We start from the raw sequence: 8,636 nt of genomic DNA on the forward strand, positions 1-8,636 counted from the left end.
TTAAGACGCGACTCAAGAGGCTTCGTTCATGGCCAATCGCCTGCTTCCCGAATGGCACCCGCAGGATGCCGTTCAGCTCACCTGGCCCAGTCCGACCAGCGACTGGGCACCTTTGCTCGAGCGCATCGAGGCCACCATGGAAGCGATGGTGGTCGCCATCGCCCACGATCAGCACGTGCTGATCGCGGTGCCCAATGCCGCCACCCGAAACCATCTCGCACGCCGCTTCGCCAACCTGGGGGTCGACCCTGCACGCCTGCAGTTCGTAGTAGCCGAAGCCGATGACACCTGGACCCGCGACCATGGCCCCATCGCCATCGAACGCGACGGCAAACCCGTGCTGCTCGACTACGTTTTTACCGGCTGGGGCGGCAAGTTCGAGGCCGGGCGCGACAATCGCCTGACCCGGCACCTGGCCGAAGCGGGCGCCTACGCTTGTCCGGTGGTGAGTCGCGACATCATCCTCGAAGGCGGCGCCATCGATACCGACGGCGAAGGCACCCTGCTCACCACCGAAGCCTGCCTGCTCAACCCCAACCGCAATCCTGAGCTGGACCGTGCCGCAGTGGAAGCACTATTAAAGGCCGATTTCGGCGTCGAGCGGATACTGTGGCTGGCCAACGGGCATCTTGAAGGCGACGATACCGACAGCCATGTTGACACCCTGGCGCGCTTCTGCGACCCAACGACCATCGCCTATGTGCGCTGCGACGATGAAGCCGACCCGCACTACCCGGCCCTGGCCGCCATGGAGGCCGAGCTCAAGGCGTTTCGCCGCGCCGACGGCGAGCCCTATCGCCTGGTGCCACTGCCCTGGCCGCGCCCCTGCTTTGACCCGATGGATGGGCATCGGCTGCCGGCCACTTATGCCAATTTCCTGATCGTGAACTCCGCGGTGCTGGTGCCGGTCTATGGCGATGCCGCCGACAGTCGGGCGCTCGCCGCCCTGGCCGATGCCTTTCCCGGCCGGGACATCGTACCGATCGACTGCCTCAGCGTGATTCGCCAGCACGGCAGCCTGCACTGTCTGACCATGCAGCTCCCCCGGGGCAGCCTGAACGCCGCTACACAGCAAGGAGAAACCTCATGACCCGCACCCTGAAGGTCGGCCTGGTCCAGCAACCCGCCTGGCCGGACAAGGAGCGCAGCCTGGCCGAGAGCGAAGCCGGCGTACGCGAGCTGGCCGCCGCCGGTGCCGAGCTGGTACTACTCCAGGAGCTACATGCCACGCACTACTTTTGCCAATACGAGGCCACCGAGCTGTTCGACCTGGCCGAGCCGCTGGACGGCCCCACCGGTCAGCGCCTCGCTGCCCTGGCCGCCGAGCTCGGCATCGTGCTGGTGGGCTCGCTGTTCGAACGCCGCGCGCCGGGGCTCTATCACAACACCGCGGTGGTCTACGACCGCGACCGCGGCCAGGTGGGCGTCTACCGCAAGATGCACATCCCCGACGACCCGGGCTTCTACGAGAAGTTCTACTTCGCACCGGGCGATCAGGATGACAGCCGCAAACAGGGCTTTCAGCCCATCGACACCTCGGTGGGCCGGCTGGGGCTGCTGGTGTGCTGGGACCAGTGGTATCCGGAAGCGGCGCGACTGATGGCACTGGCGGGTGCCGAAGTATTGCTCTACCCCACCGCCATTGGCTGGAGCCCCTCCGACGACGATGCGGAGAAATCGCGCCAGAAGGAGGCCTGGACGCTGATCCAGCGCAGCCACGCAGTAGCCAATGGGCTGCCTGTGATCGTGGCCAACCGCGTCGGCCACGAGCCGGATCACTCCGGCATCGGCGAGGGCATCGACTTCTGGGGCGGCAGCTTCGTCGCCGGCCCCCAGGGCGAGCTGCTGGCTCACGGCGGCACCCAGGCCGAGCGCCTGCTGGTGACCCTCGACATGAGCCGTGGCGAGGACGTACGGCGCATCTGGCCCTACCTGCGCGACCGCCGCATCGACGCCTATGGCGACCTGACCCGACGTTATAGGGATTGAGTCATCCTGCCGTGAAACACGTGCCAGCGTAAGCGGCGCTGGGGGCAGGCCGGAGAGGAGGTCTTTTGCCATGGGTGAGGAGCATCGCTCCGAACGGGCTGGCCATGGATGGCCAGCACCGGTCCTGCAAGCGGAGCAGGATGCGAGAGCGAAGCAGGGCAAAAGTAGCGCCCAGGGAAGGGTCTACAGCGCCTCCTCAAAGGCCTGTCGCCAGATCAGCCGCGGAGATAGGCCACAGAGGCTTATCGGGTCGGGCTGATAAAGAAAAGCCTACCGCTGCAGAGGCTTGCGGTGGTCTTTTCTATTTACAGACGAGCTCAGGCGTCCGGCGCTTTCCAGAAATCGCGGATCGAGGCGATGCCCTGGGCGCCCACGGCGCGGGCGTGGTTGGCGTCGAAGCGGGTCATGCCGCCCAATGCGAACACCGGCATGGCGGCGCGCTCTACCAACTGCTGGAAATCGTGCCAGCCCATCGGTGCCACCTCGGGATGCGATGGCGTGGTGCGCAGCGGCGACAGGGTGACGAAGTCGCAGCCGATGCGGGCCGCCTGGCCGAGCTGACGATGGTCGTGGGTCGAGGCTGAAAGCCACTTGTCTTCGGCGATGGGCCGGCGCTCGAGACTCATCAACCGCTCGCTGGTGAGGTGAACGCCATCGGCATCGACCTTCTCCAGCAGGGCAGGATCGGCATTGAGCAACAGTTGCGCGCCGTGCTGACGGCAGAGCGCCAGGGCCCGCTCGGCACGTGCCAGATAGACGGCCTCGTCGAGGTTCTTGGCGCGCAGTTGCACCAGACGCACGCGATCTTCCACCAGCGCCCGCTCCAGGCAGGCGTCAAAGATATCCTCGTCGGCCTCCTCGGCAGTGATCAGGTACTCGGTCGGCAGCATCACCGCCTGCAGGATCGGCAGGTTGGCCGCCGGGAACGGGTAGTTGACCAACTCGTCGAGCGGCACCCAGCGCACCGCCTGTCCCTCACGCCCGAACGGCTCGCCGCTGAACTCATGCACCTGCCAGACATCGAGCAGAATGTGTTTGTCAGGGTACTCATGATGGATGCGAATCAGCGGCTGAGCGCGCCTGATCTCCACCCCGAGTTCCTCGTGAAGTTCGCGCTTGAGGCCTTCCAATCCGGTCTCGTAGGGCGCCAGCTTGCCACCCGGAAACTCCCACAGCCCACCATGATCGACGTTGGAGGGGCGGCGGGCAATCAGCGCCTTCTGGCCATCGCTGCTGATGATGGCGGCAGCCGCCACGTGCACCCTTCTCTTCACCATTACGTCCATTGACTCCTACCCGCTTGTCCCGCGCCGTCACGAGCGGCGCAGGGGTGATGTTCTTGCCTCGTGGCCCCAGCCTGGCAGGGAGAGCCTAGCTGCGATAATCGGCGTTGATGCTGACGTAATCGTGGGACAGATCCGACGTCCAGACCGTAGCCCCCTCTTCGCCCCGTCCCAGCGCGATACGGATAGTAATCTCTTCCTCGCGCATTACCCGGCTGCCGTCCTCTTCGGTGTAGCCGGCAGCCCGGCCGCCATTCTCGACCAGCCTCACGTCCCCGAGATCGATAGTCACCCGCTCGACATCGAAATCACTCACCGGGGCGCGCCCCACCGCCGCCAGGATGCGCCCCCAGTTGGCGTCGGAAGCGAACAGCGCCGTCTTGACCAGCGGCGAGTGCGCCACGGTAAAGGCGACGTCCAATGCTTCTTCGCGGCTCGCCGCCTCGGACACCTGCAGCGTAACGAACTTGGTGGCACCCTCACCGTCGCGAATGATCGCCTGGGCCAACTCGGTCATGACCCGCTGCAGCCCGTCGCGGAACACGGCGACCTGCTCATCGCTGACCACCTCGGCGCCACGCCCGGTGGCGATCAGCACGCAGGCGTCGTTGGTCGAGGTGTCGCCGTCCACGGTGATGCAGTTGAACGAACGATCCACCGTCTCGCGCAGCAGCGAGTCGAGCAGGGTTTGTTCGATGGCGGCATCGGTCGCCACGAAGGCCAGCATGGTCGCCATGTTGGGCTTGATCATGCCCGAGCCCTTGCTGATGCCGTTGATGGTCACCGCGCCATCGCCTATCGTCAGCGTGACGCTGGCGCCCTTGGCTCGAGTATCGGTGGTCAGGATACCCTCCCCCGCCTGTTGCCACGCCTCGTCGTCGGCACCCAGCGACTCCAGCGCCGACGGCAAGCCGCCCAACAACCGCTCCATGGGCAGCGGCTCGCCGATCACGCCGGTGGAGAACGGCAGTACGCTATCCTCCGGCACGCCGGCGAGCCGAGCAAGTTCCGTACAGGTCGCATGGGCATCGCGCAGGCCAACCTCGCCGGTACCGGCGTTGGCATTGCCGGTATTGATCACCAGCAGGCGAGCGCCTTCGCCGCGCGCCTGACAAGCGGCCAGATTGGCCTTGGCCACCGTGACGGGTGCAGCGCAGAAGGCGTTGCGGGTGAAGCTGCCCGCGACTCGGGCGCCCTGGGGGATCTCGATCACCACCAGGTCGCGCCGCTCCGGCTTCTTGATGCCGGCCATGGCGGTACCCAGACGCAGCCCTTCGATAACCGGCATGGCCGGAAAACGTGTCTCACCCACAGCCATGGCAAATCACTCCTCAAACGTTTAGTGCGACCAGTCAGCTCAGCTGACCGCAGCACTGCTTGTACTTCTTCCCCGATCCACACGGGCAGGGATCGTTGCGCCCCACCTTGGGCCCTTCGCGGCGCACGGGCCGGCCATCGGCCGCGGCGGCCGGCGCGGGAGCGCTCGACGCCTCGCTCTCGGTGAGTTCCGGGGCATCGTGACGACTCGCGGCGGTCGCCTTCTCGCGCTCCAGCGCCTCACGCCGCTGACGCTCGAGCTCATCGACCTCCTCCGGCCGGCGCACATGCACGTGGCTGGTGATACGGGTGATATCGGCCTTGATATTGGTCAGCAGGGTCTGGAATAGCTCAAACGCCTCACGCTTGTACTCCTGCTTGGGGTTCTTCTGAGCGTATCCGCGCAGGTGAATACCGCGACGCAGGTGATCCATGGACTGCAGATGCTCCTTCCAGCGCGTGTCGAGCACCTGCAGCATGATCTGTTTCTCGAAGCGGCGCATCAGCTCGGCGCCGGCAATGTCGACCTTCTCCTGATAGATGCCTCGATGCATCTCGTGCAGGCGCTCGCGCAGCTGCTCTTCGTGGAAACGCTCGTCCGATTCGGACCACTCCAGCACCGGGGCTTCGAGGTTGAACTCGGTCTTCAGGTGCTCCTGCAGGCCGGCCAGGTCCCACTGCTCCGGCAAGCTCTGCGGCGGCACGAACTCGCTGATGGCGAGGTCGAGCACCTCGTCGCGGATGCCCAGCACGTTCGCAGAGACATCCTCGGCGGCCAGGATCTCATTGCGCTGTTCGTAAATCACGCGTCGCTGGTCGTTGGCCACGTCATCGTACTCGAGCAACTGCTTGCGAATGTCGAAGTTGCGGCTCTCGACCTTCTTCTGCGCGCGCTCCACGGCGTTGGTGACCATCTTGTGCTCGATCGCCTCGCCGCGCTCGAGGCCCAGCGCCTTCATCATGCGCTGCACCCGGTCGGAACCGAACAGGCGCATCAGGCTGTCTTCCATGGAAAGGAAGAAGCGCGTCGAGCCCGGATCGCCTTGGCGGCCGGCACGGCCGCGCAACTGGTTGTCGATGCGGCGGGATTCATGGCGCTCGGAGCCGACCACGTGCAGGCCACCGGCCTCCAGCACCGTCTCGTGGCGCACCCGCCACTCCTCGCGCAGCTTCTCGATCTGCTCCTCGGTGGGGTTTTCGAGCTTGGCCGCCTCGGCCTCCCAGTTGCCACCCAGCACGATGTCGGTGCCACGACCGGCCATGTTGGTGGCAATGGTGATGGCACCGGGGCGCCCGGCCTGGGCAATGATCTCGGCCTCGCTCTGGTGCTGCTTGGCGTTGAGTACGTTGAAATTGAGCCCCGCCTGCTTCATCAACCCCGCCAGGTACTCCGAGGTCTCGATGGAAGCGGTACCCACCAGCACCGGACGTCCGGCCTCGGTCTCGACCTTGACGTCGTTGATGATCGCTTCGAACTTCTCCTCTGCCGTCAGGTAGACCAGGTCGTTGAGATCGCGGCGCACCAACGGCCGGTTGGTGGGGATGACAATCACGTCCAGGCCATAGATCTGGCGGAACTCGAAGGCCTCGGTATCGGCGGTGCCGGTCATGCCGGCCAGCTTGTCATAGAGGCGGAAGTAGTTCTGGAAGGTGGTCGAGGCCAGCGTCTGGCTCTCGCGCTGTACCGGCACGCCCTCCTTGGCCTCCACCGCCTGGTGCAAGCCTTCGGACCAGCGCCGCCCCGGCATGGTGCGGCCGGTGTGCTCGTCGACGATCACCACCTGGTTGTTGGCGACGATGTAGTCGACGTCGCGGTGGTACAGGTGGCGGGCACGCAGCGCCGAGTGCATGTGGTGCAGCAGGTTGAGATTCTGGGCGGCATAGAGCGAGTCCTCCGGGCCCAGCAGCCCCTCGGCACGCATCAGCTCCTCGACCTTGTGGTGGCCGGCCTCGGTGATTTCGACCTGCTTGTGCTTCTCTTCGAGCACGAAGTCGCCGCTGACGGGAGCGTCGTCGTCTTCGGAGACCTCGCCCTTCTCCAGCTGCGTGGCCAGGCGGTCGACCACCTTGTAGAGCTCGGTGTTCTCATCCACGGCACCGGAAATTATCAGCGGCGTACGCGCCTCATCGATCAGGATCGAGTCCACCTCGTCGACGATGGCGAAGCTCAGGTCGCGCTGGACCTTGTCTTCCAGTGAGAAGGCCATGTTGTCGCGCAGGTAGTCGAAGCCATACTCGTTGTTGGTGCCATAGGTAATGTCGCAGGCGTAGGCGGCACGCTTCTCCTCGGAGGTCTGCCCGGAGAAGATGACGCCCACGGAGAGACCCAGGAACTCGTATAGCGGACGCATCCACTCGGCATCGCGGCGTGCCAGGTAGTCGTTCACGGTTACCACGTGCACGCCATTGCCCGGCAGGGCGTTGAGATAAACCGCCAGAGTGGCTACCAGGGTCTTGCCCTCGCCGGTCTTCATTTCGGCGATTCGCCCGCGGTGCAACGTCATGCCACCGATCATCTGCACGTCGAAGTGGCGCATGCCCATTACACGCTTGCTGGCCTCACGCACCGTGGCGAATGCCTCGGGCAGCAGGGCATCGAGGCTTTCACCCGCCTTCAGCCGCTCGCGGAACTCCTCGGTACGCGCCTGAAGGGCGGCATCGTCGAGTGCCTCGAACTGTGGTTCCAGCGCGCTTACCTGTGCCACCTGGCGCTGCATGCGCTTGACTTCACGGTCGTTCTTGGAGCCGACGACCTTGCGTAACAAAGTATTGATCATGGAACGTCCATTCTGCGTATCGCGGTTAACCGGCAGTGTGCAAGACTGGCGCCTGGCCAGCCGCCACCGGCAGCATTCGTTGGCTTACGAGCAACACGACAGGTGGGGAGGACCACGGCGAGAAAGGACGTCATGGGCGGCGGCCCAGCGACGCGGTGGCATCAAGCGCGGTGGAACGACACGCTTCGTCATGATCGCCGGGCGCCGCCGCGGCCAATGCGGCAAGGCGCGGCGGCGGGCCACGTGACGACAGCGGGCGCGCATCAAGGTCGGAGCGAGAATACAGGTCTGCACCACCCGCTCGGCCAGACGCAGCGTTTCCGCCTGGCTCAGACCAGCCGGCAACAGACAGCCCACCAACAAGCCGGCCAGCCACCAGCGCGACCGCTGTCGACAGCGGGTCGACACAGCCGATGGGCTGGCGACGCTACGATCCTGTGGCTGGGCGGTCATGCTGTCGCTGATCTCCGAGCGTGCTAGGCTTGGCGTGTTGGTTCGGATGAGAAAACAAGCCCATGAGTATAAAGGTTAAGCGCTCACGAGCACAGCCCATGTCTCGGCTACTGGGAGGCAACGGGGAACTGGCGCCATTGATGCGCACGGCAAGGCTGATCGCCCGGGCACAACAGCACCTGCGCGAGCACCTTCCGGAAGAGGTGCGCGAACACCTGTTCGTGGGAGGTTACCACGACGGCAAGCTGGCCCTGCTCACCGACCGTGCGGTATGGCTGACCTGGCTGCGCTACGAGCAGCCGCGCCTGCTCGAACTGCTACACCAGTTGCCGGAATTCGCCGCGGTCACCGGCTTCAGCCTGAAGGTCCGTCCCGTGCGTCCGCTCAAGGTGCCGCCACGCCAGATCCGAACGCTGCCAGCGCCGGCCGCCGACGAGATCTCGGCTTGTGCCGCCGATGTCGAAGACCCGCGGCTCAAGCGCGCCCTGGAACGACTCGCCTCTCACGCGGAGCGCGGCGATTAGCGCTGCTTGCTGCGAATGATCACGCCAGACGGTAGGTGGTACCGTCCACCTCGACTTCGCGAATATCGTCATAGGAGACGGTAACACCGTTGATGTCGCCGGGCTCTCCTTCATGCTCCATCAGCATCGTCTCGGGTACGACTTTCACGCCAGTGACCCCAATGTGCTGGATACGCGCCGAGAAGCGCTTGCCTTCGCGTTCGACGACCACACGCTCGCCGAACATGCAGCGCCCTACCTGAGCCCGCAGTTCTTTCTTCTCCACCTGCTTGACGGCCATCGTGTCCTCCCTG

The 8,636-nt window shown here is 65.2% G+C and carries 8 protein-coding genes; 3 read left to right on the forward strand and 5 right to left on the reverse strand.

Going from position 1 to position 8,636, the window contains the following annotated elements:
• The first annotated feature begins 28 nt into the window (after positions 1-28).
• Together HBJ55_RS20840 and HBJ55_RS20845 are read left to right on the forward strand one after the other, a co-directional pair.
• Positions 29-1,090: an agmatine deiminase family protein gene (locus HBJ55_RS20840; protein WP_167119749.1), complete on the forward strand. Its 1,062-nt coding sequence runs from the start codon at positions 29-31 to the stop codon at positions 1,088-1,090.
• Positions 1,087-1,989 carry a carbon-nitrogen hydrolase gene (locus HBJ55_RS20845; RefSeq protein ID WP_167119752.1) on the forward strand — a complete coding sequence of 301 codons (903 nt, stop codon included), beginning with the start codon at positions 1,087-1,089 and terminating at the stop codon, positions 1,987-1,989. The genes HBJ55_RS20840 and HBJ55_RS20845 overlap by 4 nt, the downstream gene beginning before the upstream one ends.
• Positions 1,990-2,306: 317 nt before the next feature.
• On the opposite strand, the gene HBJ55_RS20850 is transcribed toward HBJ55_RS20845, so the two are convergent.
• The 4 genes from HBJ55_RS20850 to HBJ55_RS22325 all read right to left on the reverse strand — a co-directional run bounded on the left by HBJ55_RS20850 (position 2,307) and on the right by HBJ55_RS22325 (position 7,819).
• A complete protein-coding gene (locus HBJ55_RS20850; RefSeq protein ID WP_167119755.1) occupies positions 2,307-3,266 on the reverse strand; it encodes a Nudix family hydrolase in 960 nt (319 codons plus the stop codon).
• A 94-nt stretch (positions 3,267-3,360) separates the two neighbouring features.
• Complete coding sequence (gene argJ, locus HBJ55_RS20855; protein ID WP_167119758.1) at positions 3,361-4,590, reverse strand: bifunctional glutamate N-acetyltransferase/amino-acid acetyltransferase ArgJ; 1,230 nt, start codon at positions 4,588-4,590, stop codon at positions 3,361-3,363.
• Between the two features lie 34 nt (positions 4,591-4,624).
• Positions 4,625-7,366, reverse strand: coding sequence for a preprotein translocase subunit SecA (gene secA / locus HBJ55_RS20860; protein WP_167119761.1), 2,742 nt, complete (start codon positions 7,364-7,366; stop codon positions 4,625-4,627).
• A gap of 84 nt (positions 7,367-7,450) precedes the next feature.
• Positions 7,451-7,819 carry a hypothetical protein gene (locus HBJ55_RS22325; RefSeq protein ID WP_206022795.1) on the reverse strand — a complete coding sequence of 123 codons (369 nt, stop codon included), beginning with the start codon at positions 7,817-7,819 and terminating at the stop codon, positions 7,451-7,453.
• A gap of 98 nt (positions 7,820-7,917) precedes the next feature.
• On the opposite strand from HBJ55_RS22325, the gene HBJ55_RS20870 reads away from it, so the two are divergent.
• Entirely contained in the window at positions 7,918-8,343 is a 426-nt protein-coding gene (locus HBJ55_RS20870) for a DUF721 domain-containing protein (RefSeq protein ID WP_240936226.1), read from the forward strand.
• A 19-nt stretch (positions 8,344-8,362) separates the two neighbouring features.
• Here the strand turns inward: HBJ55_RS20870 and HBJ55_RS20875 are convergent.
• The coding region (locus tag HBJ55_RS20875) for a hypothetical protein (protein WP_240936227.1) at positions 8,363-8,636 on the reverse strand (274 nt) is incomplete at its 5' end.

The sequence above is a fragment of the Billgrantia bachuensis genome (assembly GCF_011742165.1).
Taxonomy (GTDB): domain Bacteria; phylum Pseudomonadota; class Gammaproteobacteria; order Pseudomonadales; family Halomonadaceae; genus Halomonas; species Halomonas bachuensis.

Coding starts and splice junctions, on each gene's coding strand:
- HBJ55_RS20840 (WP_167119749.1), top strand. CDS start 29: ATGGCCAATCGCCTGCTTCCCGAATGGCACCCGCAGGATGCCGTTCAG.
- HBJ55_RS20845 (WP_167119752.1), top strand. CDS start 1,087: ATGACCCGCACCCTGAAGGTCGGCCTGGTCCAGCAACCCGCCTGGCCG.
- HBJ55_RS20850 (WP_167119755.1), bottom strand. CDS start 3,266: ATGGTGAAGAGAAGGGTGCACGTGGCGGCTGCCGCCATCATCAGCAGC.
- argJ (WP_167119758.1), bottom strand. CDS start 4,590: ATGGCTGTGGGTGAGACACGTTTTCCGGCCATGCCGGTTATCGAAGGG.
- secA (WP_167119761.1), bottom strand. CDS start 7,366: ATGATCAATACTTTGTTACGCAAGGTCGTCGGCTCCAAGAACGACCGT.
- HBJ55_RS22325 (WP_206022795.1), bottom strand. CDS start 7,819: ATGACCGCCCAGCCACAGGATCGTAGCGTCGCCAGCCCATCGGCTGTG.
- HBJ55_RS20870 (WP_240936226.1), top strand. CDS start 7,918: ATGTCTCGGCTACTGGGAGGCAACGGGGAACTGGCGCCATTGATGCGC.